The 20,057-nt window shown below is 59.2% G+C and carries 22 protein-coding genes, 1 pseudogene and 1 riboswitch; of the genes and pseudogenes, 15 read left to right on the top strand and 8 right to left on the bottom strand.

Annotation, left to right across the window (positions count from 1 at the left end; all coding sequences use genetic code 11):
- Window positions 1-147 precede the first annotated feature (147 nt).
- Window positions 148-1,095, top strand: a complete 948-nt coding sequence (locus J2S62_RS11465; protein ID WP_310174837.1) for a quinone oxidoreductase family protein — start codon at window positions 148-150, stop codon at window positions 1,093-1,095.
- A 7-nt stretch (window positions 1,096-1,102) separates the two neighbouring features.
- On the opposite strand, the gene J2S62_RS11460 is transcribed toward J2S62_RS11465, so the two are convergent.
- Window positions 1,103-1,939 carry a glycerophosphodiester phosphodiesterase gene (locus J2S62_RS11460; RefSeq protein ID WP_310174834.1) on the bottom strand — a complete coding sequence of 279 codons (837 nt, stop codon included), beginning with the start codon at window positions 1,937-1,939 and terminating at the stop codon, window positions 1,103-1,105.
- A gap of 181 nt (window positions 1,940-2,120) precedes the next feature.
- Here J2S62_RS11460 and J2S62_RS13600 point away from each other — a divergent pair, with 181 nt between their 5' ends.
- A complete protein-coding gene (locus J2S62_RS13600) occupies window positions 2,121-2,417 on the top strand; it encodes a type II toxin-antitoxin system Phd/YefM family antitoxin (RefSeq protein ID WP_407649970.1) in 297 nt (98 codons plus the stop codon).
- Between the two features lie 113 nt (window positions 2,418-2,530).
- Here the strand turns inward: J2S62_RS13600 and J2S62_RS11455 are convergent, their stop codons facing one another.
- Window positions 2,531-3,847 (bottom strand): HNH endonuclease, encoded by a 1,317-nt coding sequence (locus J2S62_RS11455; RefSeq protein ID WP_310174832.1) that lies wholly within the window; start codon window positions 3,845-3,847, stop codon window positions 2,531-2,533.
- A 211-nt stretch (window positions 3,848-4,058) separates the two neighbouring features.
- Between J2S62_RS11455 and J2S62_RS11450 the strand changes: the two genes are divergently transcribed.
- Window positions 4,059-5,327 (top strand): DUF4434 domain-containing protein, encoded by a 1,269-nt coding sequence (locus tag J2S62_RS11450; RefSeq protein WP_310174830.1) that lies wholly within the window; start codon window positions 4,059-4,061, stop codon window positions 5,325-5,327.
- Window positions 5,328-5,355: 28 nt separating this feature from the next.
- Here J2S62_RS11450 and J2S62_RS11445 read toward each other — a convergent pair whose 3' ends face one another.
- Complete coding sequence (locus J2S62_RS11445) at window positions 5,356-6,744, bottom strand: MFS transporter (protein ID WP_310174826.1); 1,389 nt, start codon at window positions 6,742-6,744, stop codon at window positions 5,356-5,358.
- Between the two features lie 246 nt (window positions 6,745-6,990).
- On the opposite strand from J2S62_RS11445, the gene J2S62_RS11440 reads away from it, so the two are divergent.
- The 5 genes from J2S62_RS11440 to J2S62_RS11420 all read left to right on the top strand — a co-directional run bounded on the left by J2S62_RS11440 (window position 6,991) and on the right by J2S62_RS11420 (window position 11,511).
- Entirely contained in the window at window positions 6,991-7,722 is a 732-nt protein-coding gene (locus J2S62_RS11440; RefSeq protein ID WP_310174823.1) for an IclR family transcriptional regulator, read from the top strand.
- 77 nt (window positions 7,723-7,799) lie between these two features.
- Window positions 7,800-8,438 carry a trimeric intracellular cation channel family protein gene (locus J2S62_RS11435; RefSeq protein ID WP_310174821.1) on the top strand — a complete coding sequence of 213 codons (639 nt, stop codon included), beginning with the start codon at window positions 7,800-7,802 and terminating at the stop codon, window positions 8,436-8,438.
- Between the two features lie 67 nt (window positions 8,439-8,505).
- Window positions 8,506-9,453, top strand: a complete 948-nt coding sequence (locus tag J2S62_RS11430; protein ID WP_310174819.1) for a hypothetical protein — start codon at window positions 8,506-8,508, stop codon at window positions 9,451-9,453.
- Between the two features lie 76 nt (window positions 9,454-9,529).
- Entirely contained in the window at window positions 9,530-10,411 is an 882-nt protein-coding gene (locus J2S62_RS11425) for an ABC transporter ATP-binding protein (protein ID WP_310174817.1), read from the top strand.
- On the top strand, window positions 10,408-11,511 hold the full coding sequence (locus J2S62_RS11420) for an ABC transporter permease (protein WP_310174815.1): 1,104 nt from the start codon (window positions 10,408-10,410) through the stop codon (window positions 11,509-11,511). The genes J2S62_RS11425 and J2S62_RS11420 overlap by 4 nt, the downstream gene beginning before the upstream one ends.
- 27 nt (window positions 11,512-11,538) lie before the next feature.
- Here J2S62_RS11420 and J2S62_RS11415 read toward each other — a convergent pair whose 3' ends face one another.
- From J2S62_RS11415 to J2S62_RS11405, 3 genes are all read right to left on the bottom strand, one after another.
- On the bottom strand, window positions 11,539-11,826 hold the full coding sequence (locus J2S62_RS11415) for a hypothetical protein (protein WP_310174813.1): 288 nt from the start codon (window positions 11,824-11,826) through the stop codon (window positions 11,539-11,541).
- 309 nt (window positions 11,827-12,135) lie between these two features.
- Window positions 12,136-12,501 (bottom strand): hypothetical protein, encoded by a 366-nt coding sequence (locus J2S62_RS11410; RefSeq protein WP_310174811.1) that lies wholly within the window; start codon window positions 12,499-12,501, stop codon window positions 12,136-12,138.
- A gap of 310 nt (window positions 12,502-12,811) precedes the next feature.
- A complete protein-coding gene (locus J2S62_RS11405) occupies window positions 12,812-13,363 on the bottom strand; it encodes a hypothetical protein (protein ID WP_310174809.1) in 552 nt (183 codons plus the stop codon).
- A 105-nt stretch (window positions 13,364-13,468) separates the two neighbouring features.
- Here J2S62_RS11405 and J2S62_RS11400 point away from each other — a divergent pair, with 105 nt between their 5' ends.
- From J2S62_RS11400 to J2S62_RS11370, 7 genes are all read left to right on the top strand, one after another.
- Window positions 13,469-14,251, top strand: a complete 783-nt coding sequence (locus J2S62_RS11400; RefSeq protein ID WP_310174808.1) for an NAD-dependent epimerase/dehydratase family protein — start codon at window positions 13,469-13,471, stop codon at window positions 14,249-14,251.
- A gap of 104 nt (window positions 14,252-14,355) precedes the next feature.
- A riboswitch (TPP riboswitch) is annotated at window positions 14,356-14,464 on the top strand.
- A 36-nt stretch (window positions 14,465-14,500) separates the two neighbouring features.
- Complete coding sequence (locus tag J2S62_RS11395) at window positions 14,501-15,151, top strand: YkoF family thiamine/hydroxymethylpyrimidine-binding protein (protein WP_310174806.1); 651 nt, start codon at window positions 14,501-14,503, stop codon at window positions 15,149-15,151.
- A gap of 2 nt (window positions 15,152-15,153) precedes the next feature.
- Window positions 15,154-15,777 carry an ECF transporter S component gene (locus tag J2S62_RS11390; RefSeq protein ID WP_310174804.1) on the top strand — a complete coding sequence of 208 codons (624 nt, stop codon included), beginning with the start codon at window positions 15,154-15,156 and terminating at the stop codon, window positions 15,775-15,777.
- Window positions 15,774-17,189 (top strand): ABC transporter ATP-binding protein, encoded by a 1,416-nt coding sequence (locus tag J2S62_RS11385; RefSeq protein ID WP_310174802.1) that lies wholly within the window; start codon window positions 15,774-15,776, stop codon window positions 17,187-17,189. The genes J2S62_RS11390 and J2S62_RS11385 overlap by 4 nt, the downstream gene beginning before the upstream one ends.
- Complete coding sequence (locus J2S62_RS11380) at window positions 17,186-17,932, top strand: energy-coupling factor transporter transmembrane component T family protein (protein WP_310174800.1); 747 nt, start codon at window positions 17,186-17,188, stop codon at window positions 17,930-17,932. The genes J2S62_RS11385 and J2S62_RS11380 overlap by 4 nt, the downstream gene beginning before the upstream one ends.
- Before the next feature lie 312 nt (window positions 17,933-18,244).
- Window positions 18,245-18,580 carry a cupin domain-containing protein gene (locus tag J2S62_RS11375; RefSeq protein ID WP_310174798.1) on the top strand — a complete coding sequence of 112 codons (336 nt, stop codon included), beginning with the start codon at window positions 18,245-18,247 and terminating at the stop codon, window positions 18,578-18,580.
- A gap of 245 nt (window positions 18,581-18,825) precedes the next feature.
- Window positions 18,826-19,578, top strand: coding sequence for a hypothetical protein (locus J2S62_RS11370; protein WP_310174795.1), 753 nt, complete (start codon window positions 18,826-18,828; stop codon window positions 19,576-19,578).
- Window positions 19,579-19,599: 21 nt separating this feature from the next.
- Here the strand turns inward: J2S62_RS11370 and J2S62_RS11365 are convergent, their stop codons facing one another.
- Both J2S62_RS11365 and J2S62_RS13595 read right to left on the bottom strand, forming a co-directional pair.
- On the bottom strand, window positions 19,600-19,839 hold the full coding sequence (locus tag J2S62_RS11365) for a hypothetical protein (RefSeq protein ID WP_310174794.1): 240 nt from the start codon (window positions 19,837-19,839) through the stop codon (window positions 19,600-19,602).
- Window positions 19,840-20,007: pseudogene (locus J2S62_RS13595) on the bottom strand (LysR family transcriptional regulator); the annotation flags it as partial.
- Window positions 20,008-20,057 lie beyond the last annotated feature (50 nt).

Here is a 20,057-nt window from a genome sequence, read left to right as displayed (position 1 = left end):
GCTGGGGTTTCTCCCACGTTACCGGGTCGACGCGGTCCATTGTGAGTCCTCTCCGGCCGTTCAATGCAACCCGGCACGATTTGAAGATGACGTTTCATGGCTTTGCACAACAGGTCGCATTCAGGACCAGCTGATAATCTCGCCAGCATGAAAGCTATAGCATTTAATACTCCAGGCGGCCCAGACGTTCTTGAAGTGATGGAGTTCCCTGATCCGGAAGTCGGCCCCGGTGAGGTTCTCATTCGGGTCCAGGCCACTGCCGTGAGCCCCACGGACACCACGCGTCGCGCGGGTGCTCGCACCAAGGGCCGCGAGGGACCGCATGTGCCGGGCATGGATGCCGCCGGCGTGATTGAGGCCATTGACGAAGCCGCCGATACCGACCTGACGGTGGGCGATAAAGTCATGGCCTTTGTTGTTCCCAAAGGCACCCACGGCGGCTACGCCCAACGCATCGTTGTCCCGGCCGAATCGGTCGTCCGGATGCCCAAAGACACTTCATTTGCCGAGGCCTCGACCCTGCCGATGAATGGCTTGACCGCGCAACTGGCGCTGGACACGCTCGATCTGCCCGAGGGTGCCAAGCTGGCCGTGACCGGCGCTGCCGGTACCCTGGGTGGCTATGTCATTCAGCTGGCCAAACACCGCGGCCTGACCGTCATCGCGGATGCCTCCGAAGACGACGACGATCTGGTCCAAGAATTGGGTGCCGACATCGTCAAGCTGCGTGGCGAGAACTTCGCTGAGGCCATCCGGGAGAAGTTCCCCAACGGCGTCGACGCGATCGTCGATGGTGCCGTACAGGTGGATGAAATCGTGGACGCCGCCAAAGACGGCGCGACCATCATCACCATTCGTGGGGCCGAAGGCGAGCGCGACCGCGGCGTGACCTTCCGCCCGATCTGGGTGACCGAATACGACCGTCGCCAAGACAAACTCGAAGAACTGCGCCAGCTCGTGGAAGACGGCGTGCTGACACTGCGGGTGGCCGATGTGCTGCCAATGGATCAAGCACCAGAAGCCCACCGGCGGATGGAAGCCGGTGGTGTGCGCGGGCGTATTGTTCTAGAGCTCGGGGATCTGCCCTGGGCCTAAGTTTCGCTTAGACGAAACTTGCAACTGACAGTGGGTGCTGCACACGGTGTAGCGCCCACTGTGGGTTATCCACCGTTATTTGTTGCACCCCGAGTTGGCGTGCGGTCGCGAATTGTCGATCGGTGGCGACCGTCCACATCCGCACGGTTCGGCCCTCGTCGGTCCAACGACGCAGCACCGACGGGTGGTGCGCTAACCAACTGGTGGATGGTCCCAGCAGATCCGCCGGACCAGAGGACACTTCATGGGGCCCACCGATGTGCAGGGCTTGGACGTCATGGGCGTTAAAGAGCGGACACAGATACGGCGCCGGCACAGTTTCAGCGACACGATCTACCGCCCGGCGCGAAAAGCTCATGATTGAGATTTTTACTTCAGAGGCATGACCTCCCGGGCAGAGTGTGCCGGTTGCGGCATCCCAGCCCCAGCGCTGGAGCCAACCCAACACTGCTTCTTCAAGGTGGCCGGCATTCGTGCGGGTGATTTTCAGTTCGACGGCCAGTTCGACCGGTCGTTTGGCCCCCAGGAGCATCAGTGTCAGTTCATCCAGGGTCATCAATTGGTTCGAACTGTCACCGTATTCACTGGGTAGTTTTGTGCTGCGGGTCTTCCACGAATGTACATCGAGCTTCCGGAGCTCAGCCAGGGTGTGCGCATCCAGGGAACCTTGGCCGTTGGACGTGCGATTCACGGTGGGGTCATGCCAGCAGATCAGCTGGCCATCGGCGGTGAGTTGGACATCAGTTTCTATGCCATCGGCTCCAACTGCGAGCGCATGGGCGTAGGCGGCGCGGGTATGTTCGGCGTATTGGGTGCTGGCACCACGGTGTGCGAAAACTTTCACGGCTCCGAACCTAACGACACCGGATGACCTGCCCGCAACGTGCATGTAAACTCCGGCTGTCCGGGGGTTTACGGTGTGCAGCTTTATGTGGATGGTTCGGCTCGATCATCGAGTACCCTGTCGAGTTCCGTGCATTCAGAAACTCATGGCGCGCTTCAGATATGCGTAGTGCATCGACATTATGGGCAGGGTAACGAAAGACGAGTTGTGCCAACGTACCTCAGCTGTGCTTCGCCGCGTAAGGGAAGGCGACGATGTCGTCGTGACAGAACATGGTGAAGCGAAATGGCGTATCAGCGCCTATCGGCAACCCGATGACCGAAATACTCCGATACTCTGGTGGAAAGACTCATCCAAGACATGCGTGGAGATCGCTGACAACTCATCCTGTTGCATCTCACGGTCGCCTCGGAACCGCCTCCTAGAACTTAAACACAGGCTTTACTCAGCAGTTTCAGTAGTGATGTTGAGCCGCTGACAAGCTGAGCGTAAGGAAGCGTCGTTAGAGTAGGTACTACCTCTTCAAGGTGTGAGTGATGAGATGACGTGGCCCCGGTTTTGACCGGGGCCACAGTCACGTCCGGACACTCTTCACCTATCATCCTCGGGTGGAGGGTGAGATCCCGGGGGCTTACCGTTGACCACCGGTGGGGTAGCGGTGAAGTAAGAATGCCCGGTTGGCGTGGTCACTTCCAGACCGTCTTGTTGGGCTGTGTGCCGCCACCTGTTGTTCTCTTTGATCTGGTTACAGTTTGCACATAGTCCGGAGGCGTTCTCGTAGGTCGTTTCGCCGCCTTCGTGGACGGGTTCGGTGTGGTCTGCGTGTTGGATCGGTGCGTCGCACCATGGGGTGCGGCATACGTCGTCGCGCAGCATGATCATCCGACGAAGCCCCTCTGGAAAAGCACGGGCGCGGGACTCTAGTGCTACGAGTTGGTGGCTGTCTGGCCGGGTGAAGACGCGGCGGAGAAAAACTTGCAGGTCGGGATTTGTCAGCCAATGCTTAGCATTCGGGGCCGGGATAGGGCCGTGACCGGTGAGCCAGGCCGGCGTCTCATCGCGTCCAAAGAGTGTCGCTTCGGTCATGACCACCTGAATCTCTGCTGGCACGGCGGGTGCAGTAGTTTGGCCAGTCACTCGCTGGACCAGCATGTCGGCCATGATCTGGTCTCTGGTGCGCGGCTGGCCGGTGGGGTCGGCCGGATCAGCGGTCTCTCCGGTGCCGACCATCGTTGCGGCATCGCGGCGCAGGCCCGCATACATGGCCACGGCTTGGGGCATCTCCACGAGCGCGGTCAGATAGGCCATATTATCCGGCGCGGGGCGCACCGATACACGACGTTCCGAGGAGGCTTTCGCCAGATGCTTCACCGCGCCGATCTGATCTAGCTGCTGGGCGTGAGCGCGAACTGCTCCGGCTAACTGGCGTGGACCCAGGGTGCCCAAGCGATCGGCAATCAGCGCATCGACCTGCTTTCGATGCGCGGCCGATAGCCACGAGGTTTCCTGCGCGACCACGTGGGCGTGTTCTTCACTGATCTTCCCGACAGTCAAGGCATTCAAGGTGCGGGAGAGGTCTTTGCATAATGCATGGGCCAGGTTCAAGCGACGACTACCGCGGGCCGGGGACTCCCCGCGAGCTAACCCCACTTCAGCGCCGAGGCCTTTACCCCATTTGTCCTTCTCAACCCCTCGGACAGCTTCTTCATTGTGGCGCAATTGCTCCAAGGTGGCAGTTGCGCGAGCCTGGGCTGCGGCACAGGCTGCCTTGAGTCGTTCGAGCTCTCGAACCCGGCCGATAGCTTCAGCCTGAGTCGTGACCCCATCCCACGCTGCAACAGCATCGCGGAACTCGGCGATCTGGGTGATCACCGGGTCGAGTTCTGCGACTGCTGCAAGATGTGTCATACCTCGATGTCAGGAAACACGCTGCGGTCAAAGACCGGGGGAGCGGCTGACGTGGATAACCAGCCGCGATACTCGGTTTTCCACAGATTTCAGTACCCCACGGTTGACAGCGGCGTGCGGACGTAGGTGCCCGGCACCACACCGATCAAGAGCCTGCATCCGGATAAGATCAGGAAGGTATCCACGCCCTGGCCCGCAGATCGGAGTATCCTTGCGCAGCATCCATGACCCCTCCGACGCACAGGCGCGCTCGCAGCCACGACGGACGCGACCTATCGTTGCGATCGTGGTGGTGGCCGCGCTGTTGGGAGCCCTTGTGTGGGCGGTACTAGCGTGGCAAAACCGGTCGGATCCCGAAACCGCGGAGCAACAACCTGCGCCGCCGACCGCAACGGCCGAACCCGAGCCAGAACCGGTTTGCCGCGCCGAGGGCGAATTCGTGGCGGGCTTTATGTCACCTCAGGCCGACGACGCAGATACAGCCGCGCTGCTGGATCAAATGCACACCGATGCGGTGACCTTCGGCGGACGCATCGAACCCATCGAAGCTGATCACTACCCCGAAGAGGTTGCCGAGGCCATCGGAGACCGGCAAGCCTATGAGTACACCGTGACCATGAACTGGCAAGACATCGACCTAGACGACACAGACCAGCGCATCCAGCACAGCGACACCGAATACGGGCTCATCCAGGCCACCGATGACGCGGTCGTAGTCACCGAGTCGACTAACGGCGCCGATGTGTTCCACTCCTTGACCCGGGTTGCGGCCCAACGCGAGACCCAGGCCTATATCGGTCTCCCCGTGCCACAAATGCGGACATCGGGTGAAACCTGGCTACCGGACAACAGCTACGCCCAAGTCATCGACGCCTTCAATACCAAATTTGTGGATGCCTACCACCAGCGCGGAGCCGACGGCTTCTACTTGGCCATGGAAATGCCGTTGACCGATGCCGACCACTGGAATCCCGTCACCGACTACTACGCGCGCCAAACCGAGCTGATCAACAGCATTGCCCCGGACACGACTGTGCTGATCTCGCCGTATCTTGAAGGCCGTGAAAACCGCGAAACCATTAGTCCCGAGACCGCAGCGGCCGGCTACCAAAAACTTCTCGACCTAGACAACGGCACGCATATTCTGGTCTCACCCCAAGATGGTGTCGGCGTGGGGACGACGGCGCTAGATGCCGACGAATCCGCAGAGCACACAGTCACCGTGGAAGACTATTTCGCGGTGCTCCACGAGACCAACCCGGACCGACTGTACGTCACGATTGAGGCGATGCACCCGGGCGGCGGGAGCCCCGATACGCGCGAACCCACCACTCGCGACCGGGTCGAAGACCAACTAGACGCCACGGCCCCCTATGTTCAAGGCGCGATCGGGTTCCAATGGTCCGGCCCCACCGCCATGACCGAGCTTGACCATATCGGCGACGGGGCGTGCGCGGCCGGTCCCGGGCAGCTGAACTAACCGCCGCCCGGGACGCGAGCGCCGAGGGCTAGACGGACTGGTGCTGTTCCTGCTCTTGCTGGGCAATACGGGCGTTGTGGTCATTGCTGGCGCGTTCACCTTTTCGCGCCAGCGCCATCGCGGTACTTCCCAGAATCCCGACGAAGGCAAACGCGACGAAGCCCCACGGGTAGGCCAGCCCAGCCGAGAGTAAGGACCCACCGATAATCGGGCCACTGATCGCACCGAGACGGCCGATCCCAAGGCTCATGCCAATCGCAGCGCCGCGAGATGCCGGCGGGTAGTGCGTTGCAGCAAATGCGGTCACGAGGTTTTGTGCCGAAAACACGAACACCCCGGTGACGAATACTAATAAGTACAGCCCGAACATGGGCAGCCGTACCGTCAACAGCATGAGCATGACGGCGGCTAGCAGGAACCAGATCGTTGCCGCGCGGCGCGGGCTGATGCGGTCGCCGACTTTGCCGGCAAACATCAAACCGATCACGGCACCGGCGTTGAGGACGACGAGGAAGCCCAGCGAGTTGCCCAGATCGTAGTCGGCGGCGACCATAATTTGTGGCAACCAGGTGTTCAAGCCGTACACCAACAACAGCCCCATAAACGCGCCAACCCAGATCAACAGGGTGGTCCAGCGGTACTGCGGGGTGAACAGTTTTGCCACGGCCCGCTCGTTGTCCTTCTCCGACGCTGGTTCGGCTTCGGCCTTGGCTTGGGCGGCCAGGGTTTCGGTGAGATCCACCCCGTAGGTGTCAGCAATCTGCTGGGCTTCAGTTGTTCGGCCCTTCAGCAGGAGGTACTGCGGGGATTCAGGCAGATATTTCCACATCACCGGCAACAGCGCGACGATGGGCAGGCCACCAATCAGGAACATGACCTTCCACCCGAAATCAAATGAGGTCATGATCCATACGGCAAGCAGCGCGGTGATGACCGCACCGACGTGGTAACCGGTCATCAGCATCGTGGTGGCATTGGCACCGCGGCGGACCCCGGCGAATTCGGTGACCATCGAGATCGCGGTGGGGAGACAACCACCCAGCCCGATACCCGCCAAAAAGCGCAGGATGCCAATAACTTCGGCATTGGGCGCAAAAGCGGTCAGCGCCGTCAGCAAGGAAAAGACAAATACCGAGGCAATCAACAGCTTGCGGCGGCCAAACCGGTTAGTCAGCCCTCCCGAGGCCAGCGCACCGATCATCATCCCCACCAGTCCGGCCGAGGCGATCCAGGTTCCGGACGCGGCGGTGACGTTCATCGTTGGGTCTTCAATCAGCGATGGCAAAACGGTACCGAGCACGACGGCGTCGAAGCCATCAAAGACGACGGCCAGCCAGCACAACACCGGGACCCACAGCCGAGAGCGGGTCGGGGTGACCGATGCGGGTCGGCTCGTGACAGGGGTAGTTCGAGTCATAATTCCTTCTTCAGGACGGGTTTTGCAACGAGGGGCGCAGGTCAACCCTCGCGAGCGGTGTGGCGGGCAGCTAGGCTGCCTGTGAGGCCGCTCATGGACGTATCTCACGAGTCTGCACGACGCAGCGCACAAATGTGCCCCCGATGTTCACTGTGCGGCCATCTGTGCTTTAGCTGTCAGCTAGACGTGAGCCATTTTTGCTCCCTACCGCTGAGCGCCGCGTGTCGCAGCGTCTAGAGTGAAGCTGTGTCTTCCCGCAGCATGTTGGCGAAAGCCTCAGATATCCTCGGAGCGTTTTCCGCTGCGGATCCCGTGCTGACCCAAGCTGAAATCACCCGCCGCGCGCAACTGGCCCACAGCACCACCAGACGACTGCTGACGGAGATGGTGGACCACGGGCTCCTCGAAAGAACCGACGACGGCAGCTTTACCCCGGGGTTACGATTGTGGGAACTCGGTTCCATGTCGCAGCGCGTGCTGTCGCTGCGTGATGCCGCGATGCCCTTTATGACGGTGCTGAATCAGGCACTTGGCCAACACGTCCAATTGGCGGTCCGGGAAGGACATGAGGCCGTGATCGTGGAACGCTTATCGGCCACCAATGCCATCGGCTTGTCGATTAACCTACGCAACCGGCTGCCGCTGCACGCTTCGGCCACCGGCAAGGTCCTGCTGGCATATGCATCCGAAGCTGTCATTACCGAATGCTTCGCCCGCCCACTGGCACAGCTCACCCCGCACACGGTCACCGACCCGCAACTACAACGCGCAGATCTTGCCCGGATCCAGCGGCAAGGATATGCGGTCATGCGAGACGAAACGCAGCTTGGGGTGGCAGCGGTGGCCGCTCCGGTGCGAACCGCGCGCAGACAGCTGGTTGCCGCGTTGTCGGTCGTGGTGCCCAGTCAGTTCGCCGACTTCGACAAACTTATCCACGGTGTGACTGCTGCTGCCAAAGCGATCTCGGCTGCCATGTAATGCCTCGAGTAGCATCTTGCCATCTGGAGGAGGGCCAGGAACAATAGCCTGGTGCCTATCCTGCGAGGAGATCGTTGATGGAAGCTGAGACGTTTACACTCATTCTTGATCTGATGGGTACCTTCGCATTTGCGCTTAACGGGGGACTGACCGCGGTTCGGGCCGCACGCGTCGACCTTGTCGGGGTCATTACCTTGGGCATGATCACCGCGATGGGCGGCGGCATTCTGCGCGACATGATGCTCAATGTCCAACCGGCAACGTTCCAGGACTGGCGGTATCTGGCCGTAGCCGCAGCCGGTGCATTCATCGCGTTTGCGTTCTCGTGGGTCCTGCACCGGATGGCTATTCCGATAGAGATTCTTGATGCGATCGGGCTGAGTGTGTTCGCGGTCGCCGGGGCGATCAAGGCGATGAACTTCGGCTTCGGACCCGTTCAATCCATGATCTTAGGAACCGTCACGGCCGTAGGTGGCGGTACTATCCGAGATGTCCTGATCCTTCGGGTGCCTTCGGTCCTGAGTGAAGGACTCTATGCGATCCCGGCCTTTGTCGGTGCCGCGCTCACCGTGGCAGCCCTTGAGCTAGAGCTCAATGGTGTGGCCGCAGCGATTCTTGGGGCATCGGTGTGCTGGCTGATTCGTGTGGTTGGGGTGTACTTCAAGCTCAACGCCCCGCGCCCACCACGGGTCGAACCCGGCAACCTGCAGGGTTAGGCGAGCGCAACCTGTCAGACCTCGGTCATAACGACTTTTGGTTACTGTCTAGACATTTGTCATTTCCGTGGTAATTTTTGAATCACATTATTACTCATATCACTCTTTGCACAAGCGGAGCGAAACGACTGGTCACTGGGTCCTACCTCCACTCGGCATTCGAGATGAAGTGGAGAACGCCATGTTGCCAAGGAAGTTTTTCGCCCTCATTGCTGCAGCAGCGATCGTTGGTCTGACCAGCTGCGGTGGAGAGGCAGGTCGAGCTGATGCTGATACTCCACCCGCTTTCTCAGAGATCGAGAACGACATATGGGGGAGCATGGCAGCGGCAGGGTCGGTCACGATTGAGAGAGATATGGCCCTCTTCGCTATCAGTGACCCAACAGCCTCCCTGAGATTTGACGACATCTATGGAGAGAGTGACGCACCGTTTGAGAATCGTGGGATGCTCGACGGCTCTGGTTCCTCTCTGCACCGAGATGGCCATGAATTGGCACGAGTCTTTCCGGACGACGTCATGTACCTGACCGGCGGTGCTGTGCTCAGCATGTTTGAAGGAGGGGAAATTGGTCTGGATAGCTTCGCCGAACTCGATCGGACATCGGTCCCGGACGACCTGATGGACGTGTGGGTGGAGCCCAGCCCCGAGATTCAAGACTTCTATTCGGAGGGCGCGTTTAACGTCGGCGATGAATTCTATGGACTCCATCGCATGTGGTACGGGGAGGATTCGCCGGACCACGCCATAACTCGTGACCACCTCACAGATCAAGGCACGGCCGAAATACGAAATGATAAGGAGGTCTGGGTCTATCCAGGAGAGTACATGGATCAAGAGTTGGTGATCGAAAGCAACCACGAGACACCAAGGCTCGTGTCATTGTCATACCCCCTACTGGAGATGCATTTCAAAGACTGGGGAGAGACTGAAGCACCAGAACGCCCTGACGAAGCCGATGTTATAAGCCTCGACGAGTTCGAGGAGCGAGTGCTGGCTGCTACCTCTGATTTATAGAGGATAATGCCGACGAGCCGCCCAGACCTCGCCGTAACTGCCTGGCTGACTTCGCCCTGCATGTACGATGGCCATTGTGATCAGACTCGACAACGTAACCAAATCCTTTGGCGACCACCAGGTGCTGACCGACATGAGTTTTGCCATTAAACCCGGGATCATGACCGGGTTCGTTGGCGGCAACGGCGCGGGTAAAACCACCGCGATGCGCATTATCATCGGTGTGCTGAACCAAGACTCCGGAACCATCACGGTCGACGACGAGCCGATCACCGCCGGCTACCGGGCTCACATCGGCTACATGCCAGAAGAACGCGGCCTGTATCCGAAAATGAAAGTCCTCGACCAGCTGGTCTACCTGGCCCAGTTGCACGGTAAGTCTGCCGCACACGCCAAACGCCGCGGCATGGAACTGCTCGAACGCCTCAACCTCGATGCCCGAGCCAACGACAAACTCGAAGAACTCTCGCTGGGCAACCAGCAGCGCGCTCAAATCGCAGCCGCCATGGTTCACGACCCGGTCGCCCTCATCCTCGACGAACCTTTCTCCGGACTGGACCCCCTGGCCGTGGAGACCACCGTCGAAGTCTTGCGCGATGCTGCATCCGCCGGTGCACCCGTACTGTTTTCCTCACACCAACTCGACCTGGTCGAACGGCTGTGCGATGAGCTGGTCATCATCGCAGACGGGCAGGTCCGCGCAGCCGGCACTCGCGACGAAATCCTCCACGCGACCGCCCAACCCGAATGGGAACTGCGCACCACCGCCGACACCGCCTGGATCAACGACACCGGGGTGCCCATCGTCCACCACGAACCCGGCACGGTCCGTTTTCTTGCCGACGACGCCACAACCGCCAACAGGATTCTGAACGAGGCCAGTCAGCGGGGCACCATCGAACACTTCGGCAAAGTCAGCCAGTCGCTGCACGAGATCTTCAAGGAGACCATCCGATGAGCACCCAAACGCTGCAACGCACCCCGTTCACCACCGCAGTGTGGGTCATTGCCAAACGCGAGATCACCACCCGGCTGACCTCCAAAAGCTTCGTTGTCCCGACGTTGATCGTGTTGGCCTTCATCCTGATCGGCGCGGTCCTGGGACCAAGGGTCACCGACATGCTGTCCTCAACCGATCATGTGGCCGTGACCGACCAAACCCGGCCGGTCATCTCCTCCCTGGGCGAAGGGTATGTCCCAGAAGTCGTGGGTGACGCCGCAGCGGCACGTGAGGCCGTCGCCGACGGTGAAGTCGACTATGCGGTCGTGCCAAGCGCCGATAACCCCACCGGGCTGCTGATCATCGCCGAACGAGACGCCCCGACGGGGGTGATGAGCATGCTGTCAGTCATGCCAGACGTTCAATTACTCGACGCCGACGCCCCGGACCCCATGCTGGTCTACTTCATAGGCCTGGGCTTCGGACTGGTGTTCTTCTTCTCCGCCCTAACCTTCGGACTGACGATCGCCCAGTCGGTGGTTGAAGAAAAACAATCCCGCATCGTCGAAATCCTGTTGGCCACCGTGCCGGCGCGCGCGATTTTGGCCGGTAAAGTGCTCGGCTGCTCGCTACTGGCATTCACCCAGGTCGCGCTTTATGCCGCAGCCGGACTATTAGGCATTGCGATCAATGGCGACGAACTGAACCTCGACGGATTGGGCGCACCCATCCTCTGGTTCGTGGTGCTATTCATCTTCGCCTTCGTTGCCCTGGCCGCCCTCTACGGAGCCGCAGCCTCACTGGTCTCTCGCCAAGAAGACCTTTCGGCGGCCTCCAGCCCGATCATGATGCTGATTATGATCCCGTACTTCTTGATTATCATGTTCTCCAACAATGAGACCGTCCTGGCCGTGATGAGCTATATCCCGTTCTCCGCACCGGTTGCCGTGCCCCTGCGGGTCTACCTCGACAGCGCGGCACCGTGGGAGAACTTCGTGTCGCTGGGCATCCTAGTGGTCACAGCATTGCTGTGTATTCAATTAGCCTCGGCAATCTACGAGCGTTCGGTGCTGAAGATGGGCGCCGCGGTCAAATGGTCGCAGGCGCTGAAGAACTAGCCAACGACGCCGTGCGATGCTTGGGGGCTAGTAATAGTAAGTGCCACCATGTGGATCGTAGTTGACGGTGTCGGTCTGACCATCCTCAGTAATAACGGTCAGGGTCGCGACTTCATTTGAGTACGCCCCAATTCTTGAGACCATGTTGCTCGAGACGAACTCGGCGGCGGGCTCGTATTGGCCGCCTTGCCAAGGGCCATCTTCGATATGGACGACAAGCTCGCCATAAGCAGGGGATTCCACGCTGGTGATGTAGCCGTGCGGATCATCGGGTACGCTTCGCGGTAGTCTGCCACTGACTCGACGCCACCGCACATGCCTTGGTAAGTAAGGTTCATGGAGCGAATCCAGTCCTGAAAACGGACATCAGCCCAAGCTGCAAGTTCGGCCTCCGTCTGCGGGGCATCCGCATCGTCAGGGGCGGGGACGAGACCTTGAGTCGCCTGGTGTTCCCCATCCGGCGTCTTGGTGGTCACTTCGAAGAGACCGTCAAGGTGTCTACCAATATACGAGTGCAGATTCCCCGCCAGATAGGGCACGGTGTACACCCGGTCGGGATCATATTCTCCGCAGCCCCAGGCCTCGGGCATCAGCGTGACAATGAGCTCGCCATCCCGTGGTGACTCAAGCGAGGCCAAGTACCCCACAGGGTTGCTCGGACTGCAGATTTTGATAGTCTTCCAACGTTTCGAATGGGACGTCGCAATCCTCGGTATAGTTTCCGTTGCCTACGTTGTCGTGATAAACCGTGGTCAATGTGGTGAGCAGATGATCAAGAGCTTCGGCAGCGAACGGACCGTCAATCTCCACGTCTGTATACGGCATGTCCGTCTCAGCAAAAGTCGGCTCGGATTGCTCGGAATCTTGAGGTGCTGGAGTAGCTTCGGTGGCTTCCGGGCTCGAAGCGCTGCTAGCTTCTCCCGGATTGGCTGTGCAACCGGTAACGGTCAAGAGGGTCAGTGCTGCGACAGTCGTCGCGGTGCGAAGCATGGTTTGATCCTGTCTATGGTGCGATGTGACGGTGGCAGCGTACATGTTGTGAAGGCCGACTTCGCGAGGATTTCATGGCAGCGGGGAGCGCGTTCAGGGGTTTCCTAGACAGTTCTGACGGAATATAGACAAAAGTTCAAGCTCCCCAACAGGAACTATCTTTAGAGTAGGTACTACCTCTTCAAGGTGTGAGTGATGAGAGTATGCGGCCCCGGTATTCAGTTTCCGGGGCCGCATTCTTATTCATTACCGGCTAAGCGCGCTATTCTGCCGCGCAATGAGCTTCACAGAACGAACTGCCGCTCTTATTCTAGGGCTGCAACACCGGCGCTGCGGTGTCACGGGAGCGCTCAATGTCAGCCGCATAGAGTTCAGCCGCCTTACGGGCGCGAGCCGGATCTTCTTTGGCGACCTCGGCAGGTATTTCGCCGTTGAGGCGACCAGTGGGGCTTGTCAGCCAGGCCCACAGAGACCAGCTGTCCAAGCCGGCTTGAAATAGGGGCTGGACCAGTGCTGCGACATCTTCATTCAGGTTGCCGTTGGTATCGAGCTGCACTCTCGGAATGAGAATGCGACCATTATCCTCCACCGTGAAAAGGCATCCCCGCCCGCTGACCCGAGCAACCCACGCTCGAACCGCACTCGTCCGAGAACCACACAACTGTGCAAACGCCTTATAAGACACTGCCCCGTGGTCCGCGAGCAGACTTCGCCGCAGGTCTGCAGTCATCTCGACCTGCTGAACCCGTCGTGGATTGGGCGTAGTGTCGAGATGGTTTTCCTTGTCAAGACCATGGGCTCCCATATGCGCCTCCTGGTCAAAGAGTAGCAATAGGGCAGCAGCCTGTGTAGCCCTCATCACAGTCCAAATGCGAAGATGAATAAACTTCTTGACCCAACCCAGTACGATCTGGTCGGCTAGCTTTTAAACGGTAATGCCCCGGACGCTAGAAGAATAGGGAAAATCATGGACCTGCCGATTCAAGCACCGCCCGAGCCATCTCGCTGGAACCCTCGACCAGCTGGCAACCGACTTCTGATTACGGGGGCTGCCGGGACCGTGGCGAATTTGATTACCCGCCAGCTATCTGAGACCTATCAGTTGGTGGGTGTCGACATTGCTGGTATCGACAACGATGCTTTTACTGAAACCCATCAGGCCGGCCTGGACGACGAAGAACTAGTCGATCGCCTGGTGCGAGATGCTGACTATGTATTGCACCTGGCGACCGGGGCACCCGATGGCAAAGACGGTCTATACGCCACGGAGATGGATGCAACCAACCGGATCCTGGCCTCCGCGATCGCGCACGGCACGCGACGAGTCGTGCTGGCATCGAGCAATCACGCTTCCGGATGGCCCGAACGAGAATGGCTGGCAGGGGAAGGTGACGGTCACGTCAAACCGTGGGATCCACCGCGGCCGGACGGACTCTATGGTGCAGCGAAAGCTTATATGGAAGCACTCGGTCGGTATGCCAGCGACTCATCCGGCCTGCCAGTCAGTGCGTTGCGCATTGGGACGATGCGGGACAATATGACGCTGCAAGAGCTCATCGACTCCGACGAGATGCCGCATTTAGGTTTCGGCGAACTTCGAGCGCAACGGATCAAACGCACCTGGCTCACTGGAGACGACCTGGTCGATATTCTTCGCGAGGAGTTCAACGCTCCAGAGCCGTACCGGTTGCGCTTCGCCACCTCTTCGCCCGACCAAGAGCAGTGGGATCACACTGTTTACACCGGCTGAATCATTCGCCAGGAAAGACGGCACGCGGCGCTGGAGTCGTCGATATTGCGCTGAAAACTCAAAGCTTTTTGCAATACCGACCGTTCGGACTAAGGTGGTGTCGAACAGAGACCCCGGGGTGCACTGAAACTGGTGCTGAGAGTGCGGAGATGCCGCAGACCCGTTCACCTGATCCAGATAATGCTGGCGTAGGTAGAGGTTCCTAGCTCTTATGTTTATGAGAGCCCGGTGGTCGGAAGGGAGACCACCGTGAGTGGTCAGACACTATCACCAGATCAAATTGGTATTGGGATGCGCATTAGCGTCCATCCCCACGCAGATGATTTCGAACGCATCATTTTGGATGCCATCAAATACACCCACGACGTCCTAAAAGTCGACGAGCCAGACTCCGGTCTAGAAGTCTCCACGGGCGAAGTCTCAACCTACGTGGGCGTCAACTCGGGTGAGTCAGCACAGCAATTAGCTGCGTATGCCTCGACCCTGATCCGTGCTGCTGCCGAAGAATCCAATCGACAGCACCTGACCAGCCACATTCTGCTGTCGCGCGGCTGCCCAGGTGAAGCTACCTGTGAGCTCGTACCCGGTGAGATTCCGGCCGAGAAGCCCGTACACCTGGCAAAAAGCGAACTCGAAGTCGCCGCAGCATGGTCACTGTACCCCCTGGCAGACGGCAACGTGCCGCACATGACACCGATCTATGCAGCGATTGATCAGGCCAAAGCCAGCGGTGTGGAAGTCACCAGCGAGCACTTTGCCACCATCCTGCGCGGCGACCTCGCCGACGTGCTAAAAACCATCGTGGACGCGTGGGCCCAGATCGGCCAAGAAGTCCCACACGTCGTCTCGCACATCTCGATTTCGGTGGACTCGCCCTCGGCCCAGCGGAACGGTGAGTAAACATGAGCAACGCTGTATCCTCCCAAGGCAAACGCGAGTACCGCAACCCCTACGACAGCCCGTTTCGGTGGCAACTCAAAGACCTCGTACTCGTGGTGGTCCTGGGTGTTGTCTTCGGGTTCGTCTACTGGGCGCTGGTCCAAGCCTGGAACGCACTGGCTATCGCCATGGGCCCGGCAGGTGACCTCGCCCAACACTTCTTCCAAGGCGGCTGGCTCCTCGTTGCCCCGCTGGCGGTGGCCATCACCCGCAAAGCCGGCTCTGGGATCTTGGCCGAAATTCTGGCGGCGACCATGGAGTTCGTGTTCCTGGGCTCCCCGGTCGGACCAGTTCTGTTGCTGTCGGCCTTCCTCCAAGGTCTGGGCTCAGAACTACCGTTTGCCATTGGCCGGTATAGGCACTTCGGTATCACCCGCTTTGCGATCAGTGGGTTCCTGGGCGCATTCTTCGTGTTCTGGTCGTCTGCCATCCGCTTCGGTTGGTTCGGCCAGGAGATCTTCGGCCTGCGTCTAATCATCCACTGCTCCTCGGGGATTATCCTCGGTGGGTTGCTGGCATGGGTGCTAGTGAAAGCTATTAAGAAGACCGGAGTCGTCGACAACTACGCCATCGGAAGGCAACGATGACGCAAGGCCAACCACTCGTTGAGCTGCGTGGGTTCACCGCCGTGGACCCACGCAGCCAGCGGGTGCTGCTCGAGGACATCAACCTCACCGTGCACCCCGGCGAACAAGTGCTGTTGTTGGGTGCCTCGGGTGCAGGCAAGTCCACAATGCTGGATGCGATCCGCGGGGTCGTGCCGCATTCGGTACCGCTGGAGATCAGCGGGGAGTGCAATGTCGCCGGTGAACCAGTTATCACCAACACGGTGGCCCAACTCAGTGCCAAGGTCGGCAACGTGCCCCAGGACCCGCACGCTAGCCTCACGCTGCCGCTGGTCGAAGACGAAATCGCACTGACCTTAGAAAATCACGGTGTTGACCCGGCCGAGATCGGCGACCGAGTCCAACAACTCCTGGCCTCGGTGGATGCCAAACACCTGATCAATCAGCGCACCCAAACACTATCCGGTGGGTGGGTCCAACGCATCGCCACGGTCGCAGCGCTCGCGGCCCGACCCAACATCGTGCTAGCTGACGAACCAACATCGATGTTGGATGGGGCCGGGGTCGCCTCGGTCATGCACATCCTGACCGAACTCACCGGTGATACCGGCGCACTAATCTTGGTCGAACATCGGCTCGATGAACTCGCCGACGGGCCGGGGCTGCCAGCACGCACCGTGGTCATCGACCAGGGCAAACTCAAGGCAGACGGGCCGACCAATGAAGTCCTATCCGAACACGCCGCAGCGCTGGAAGCCAACGGGGTCTGGACACCAGGTGTAGAACTACCGGCCTTCCACACGCCAGCATCAACCGGCTCGGAACCTTTACTTTCAGCCCAGAGTCTCACGGTCCGACCAGTACCGCAGGCCAACCCGGTCGTCACCGACATTGACCTCGACATTTACCCGGGTGAGCGCATCGCGGTGATGGGGGATAACGGTACCGGCAAAACCACCCTGCTGATGGCATTAGCCGGGCTGATCCAACCCGAAGGAGATCTTTCCGGGCGGCAACCGGTGATGGTCTTCCAAAACCCCGAGCACCAATTCCTCACCCACTCGGTCCACGATGAACTGCGCTTCGGTCTGCCACTCGACAAGCAAACGGAACAAGCCGTTCAAGAACTCACGGAAACCTTCGGCCTGGCACATTTAGCCGAGCTCAACCCGTTCCGGCTATCAGGTGGCGAAAAACGCCGGCTCTCGGTTGCGGCGGGACTACTGGCCGCCAGGTATCGTACCGAACCCACAGTGTTGCTTGCCGATGAGCCAACCTTCGGGCTGGACCGGGCCAACACCACGGTCATGCTGCAACAACTGGTCGACCACGCTGACAACGGGGGAGCGGTTGCGATCATCACCCACGACAAACGCGTGGCAGATGCCTGGGCCACCCGAGTCGTGACCGTGGCACAAGGAGCCCTGGTATGAGCACCCTGACCATCCAACACCCCTCAACGCTGGTCGAACCCGGGATCCTGACCCGGTGGAACCCCTCGATCAAACTCATCAGCCTGTTTGTGCTGTCGGTATCACTGCTCTTCATCTGGGATCCCATCCGCCCGGCAGCACTGTGGGTGGCGCTGGTTATTGTCGCTCTGACCATCGGCAAGGTGCCATTCAAATGGTTGGCCGCCGCCCACATCCCGTTCTTCGCATTCGGGCTCGGGCTGTTCCTGGTCAACGTATTTTCCAGACCCGAGGACGGCGTCTGGATCGGAGCGGCACTAGCGGCCAGAACCCTAGTCATTGGGGTAGCCTCGATCCTGTTCCTCACCTCAACCGCACCGGTTGCGTTGATGCGCTCGCTGAACCAGAACCTGAAACTGCCCGCGTCAATTACCTTTGCGATCCTGGCCGGTTACCAGTTGCTACTTGGTCTGCCGCGCGAATGGCAGACCATTCGTGCAGCACAACTGATGCGCCAAGGCGGGGCCACACTGTCGAGGAAGGGCAAACCCAAGCTCAAACTCAAAGAAGCCGGCCGGTTGGTCTTCACCGTGTTGATCGTTGCCCTACGACGTTCCGAACGAATCGCAACCTCGCTGGAGTCGCGCGGATTCGGTCTGAAACCACGGACGGTGTACCGCCCGATTCACCTGCGAGCCACTGACATCCTGCTAGGACTCGCCGTGTGCGCCTTTGCGGTGGTCTTCGCCTTGCCATGGCTCTAAGTTGCAGTTTCACTAACGATCGACGCGAGTGCACAGGCTTCTCCGAGTCGTTTCTGCTGGGGCTTTGTGGTGAATTCAAGTAAATTACCAGGAACGTTTCTTAGACTAGTAATCACCTCTTCAAGGTGTGAGTGATGAGATTGTGAGGCCCCGGGTTCATCCCGGGGCCTCATTTCTTTTTTCAACCACGGATGTGGGGCCTATTTGCCAAAAAGCATTCCTAAATTCCCTTGACCACCGGGATGCGTAAAAGTAATCTGCGAAGCAACGATGCGGCAAGGCTCGGGTTCGACAGTAGAGAGCAGACCCCCGATGATCACGGTCACCAATCGCGAAGCGGTGCAGTTGCCTGATTCTGGAACAGCCAGGTTTACTGGTGCCGACCATCAGGCTGATATTTCGTTTTTCTGGGTCAATTCGCCACCGGGAAGCGGCCCGGAATTTCATTGGCATCCCTATACGGAAACCTGGGTCGTGCTCCACGGTGAAGTCCGCATTGAGACCCAAGAAGAGCAACTGCATGCTCACCCGGGTGACATCGTCACGGTCACGGCAGAAACGGTACATCGTTTCCGTGCTCAAGGCGAGAGCAATCTCCAGATGGTCTGCATTCATGCCTCGCCGACGATTATTCAAGAATTTATTTAGTGAAATCATCAACGTGTGACTTTGATGCTTCGCATACTTCGCTAACCGTTCATGCTTGAGCCAACTCGGCGTCAGCTGCTCGCAAGAGTGGGGTCTTAGGGTGCTATTACCTCTTGAAGGTGCGAGTGATGAAGGTATGAGGTCCCGGATGCGAGCCCGGGACCTCATTTCTTTTGCACTAGCGGACACTCCGAGGATCTCGAGGCGGTACCCTTCTCGAACTACCGCAGCGGTATCATGACAGGGTGACTACCGCTGAATCTCCGAAGGACCGTGCAGGCGACGCGAACCATTCTCGCGCACAAAAGGCGAGCGATGAAGCCAAGGATGTGGCAGCTGCTGGCTTCGATAAAACGAGCGACGACAAGATCGATGAGATTCAGGAGCGGTGGGAGAAGAGGCTTGCTTGGCCGGTCCTGATCGCAGCAATTCTTTCAGTTCCGGCAGTCTTTCTGACATTATTCGATGAGCCCTTGGAAATGATCGGGCACATCCTCCTGTATCTGACCACAGCGGTGCTGGTTATTGAAACCACCATATTTTTCTTGATCTCACCGAAGAAAATCGATTGGGTGCGTCGCAACTGGTGGTTGATCGGACTCACCATTGCAACCATCCTGGCCGTGATCTTCAGTATCGGCCCCATGCAGTTGTTCCGCACGGTACGGAGCGTGGGTGCACTGCGAGTGTTGAAAGCCAAGCAAGTAGCCAAAGCCGGGGAGTCACTGGCCAATAAAGGCAACAAACGCTGGCGACGCTGGTTCGGACAGATCCTGGCCACACTGGTAGTTGGCGCGTTCGTGGTCCTAGCCTTGGCGGTACCCGAATCAGAAGCCCGCACCACGCTAGAGAATTATGTTGGTGAAGAAGGGGTGCCCTTCGCAGCAGCGATAGCCGGGGTTATCACCGTAGTGGGCATGTATTTCTTGGTTCGCACTCCTCGCAAGCAGGGGGACAGCGAATCTGAGGACCGCAGCTCAGTATCTCAGGGGGATTAAACCTACTGGAGCCCCCGCGGATTATTCGGGTCTGCGCTGTCTCTGGGGATGGTTATACATACCGGTGTCGGCGCAGTGCTCCAGGGCTGTGTGGTCGCCATCCAGTGGCTGAAGCTGCGAGCCAGCCGCCGTGGTGTGTGGGCATGCGATACGCACCGCAGGTTGACCCGCAAACCGGGTATTGAGAGTGTCTTCGATCCGGTCAAACCGGGTGAGTACATCAGCGCCGAGTTCGTACAGGGCCTCTCTAGCAGCGGACATCGTCATTCCCGCAGAGGTCCGATGAAAGAGCTTCAGGGACAGCCGCGACTCCAGGGCTCCTATTTGCTTTGACACCGCCGGCTGGGTGACAGACATCAGCTGTGCCGCCTGACTGACCGAACCGGTCTGCGCTACGGCGCGGAAGTATTTATGGCTACAAAGATTCAATAGACAGCATGGCAGATCGGTGCGACATTGGTGGGTGAGACAAATTCAGG

This window comes from Enteractinococcus fodinae (genome assembly GCF_031458395.1).
Classification (GTDB): Bacteria; Actinomycetota; Actinomycetes; order Actinomycetales; family Micrococcaceae; genus Yaniella; species Yaniella fodinae.
Note: the sequence above shows the minus strand (reverse complement) of the source record. Positions and strands in the feature narration are given on the sequence as shown.

Bases quoted from the DNA above. Each gene is read 5' to 3' on its own strand.
- J2S62_RS11385 (WP_310174802.1), top strand. From the start codon at position 15,774: ATGACGCAAGGCCAACCACTCGTTGAGCTGCGTGGGTTCACCGCCGTG.
- J2S62_RS11420 (WP_310174815.1), top strand. From the start codon at position 10,408: ATGAGCACCCAAACGCTGCAACGCACCCCGTTCACCACCGCAGTGTGG.
- J2S62_RS11445 (WP_310174826.1), bottom strand. From the start codon at position 6,744: ATGACTCGAACTACCCCTGTCACGAGCCGACCCGCATCGGTCACCCCG.
- J2S62_RS11410 (WP_310174811.1), bottom strand. From the start codon at position 12,501: ATGCTTCGCACCGCGACGACTGTCGCAGCACTGACCCTCTTGACCGTT.
- J2S62_RS11465 (WP_310174837.1), top strand. From the start codon at position 148: ATGAAAGCTATAGCATTTAATACTCCAGGCGGCCCAGACGTTCTTGAA.
- J2S62_RS11380 (WP_310174800.1), top strand. From the start codon at position 17,186: ATGAGCACCCTGACCATCCAACACCCCTCAACGCTGGTCGAACCCGGG.
- J2S62_RS11375 (WP_310174798.1), top strand. From the start codon at position 18,245: ATGATCACGGTCACCAATCGCGAAGCGGTGCAGTTGCCTGATTCTGGA.
- J2S62_RS11390 (WP_310174804.1), top strand. From the start codon at position 15,154: ATGAGCAACGCTGTATCCTCCCAAGGCAAACGCGAGTACCGCAACCCC.
- J2S62_RS11435 (WP_310174821.1), top strand. From the start codon at position 7,800: ATGGAAGCTGAGACGTTTACACTCATTCTTGATCTGATGGGTACCTTC.
- J2S62_RS11365 (WP_310174794.1), bottom strand. From the start codon at position 19,839: ATGTCCGCTGCTAGAGAGGCCCTGTACGAACTCGGCGCTGATGTACTC.
- J2S62_RS11455 (WP_310174832.1), bottom strand. From the start codon at position 3,847: ATGACACATCTTGCAGCAGTCGCAGAACTCGACCCGGTGATCACCCAG.
- J2S62_RS11400 (WP_310174808.1), top strand. From the start codon at position 13,469: ATGGACCTGCCGATTCAAGCACCGCCCGAGCCATCTCGCTGGAACCCT.
- J2S62_RS13600 (WP_407649970.1), top strand. From the start codon at position 2,121: ATGGGCAGGGTAACGAAAGACGAGTTGTGCCAACGTACCTCAGCTGTG.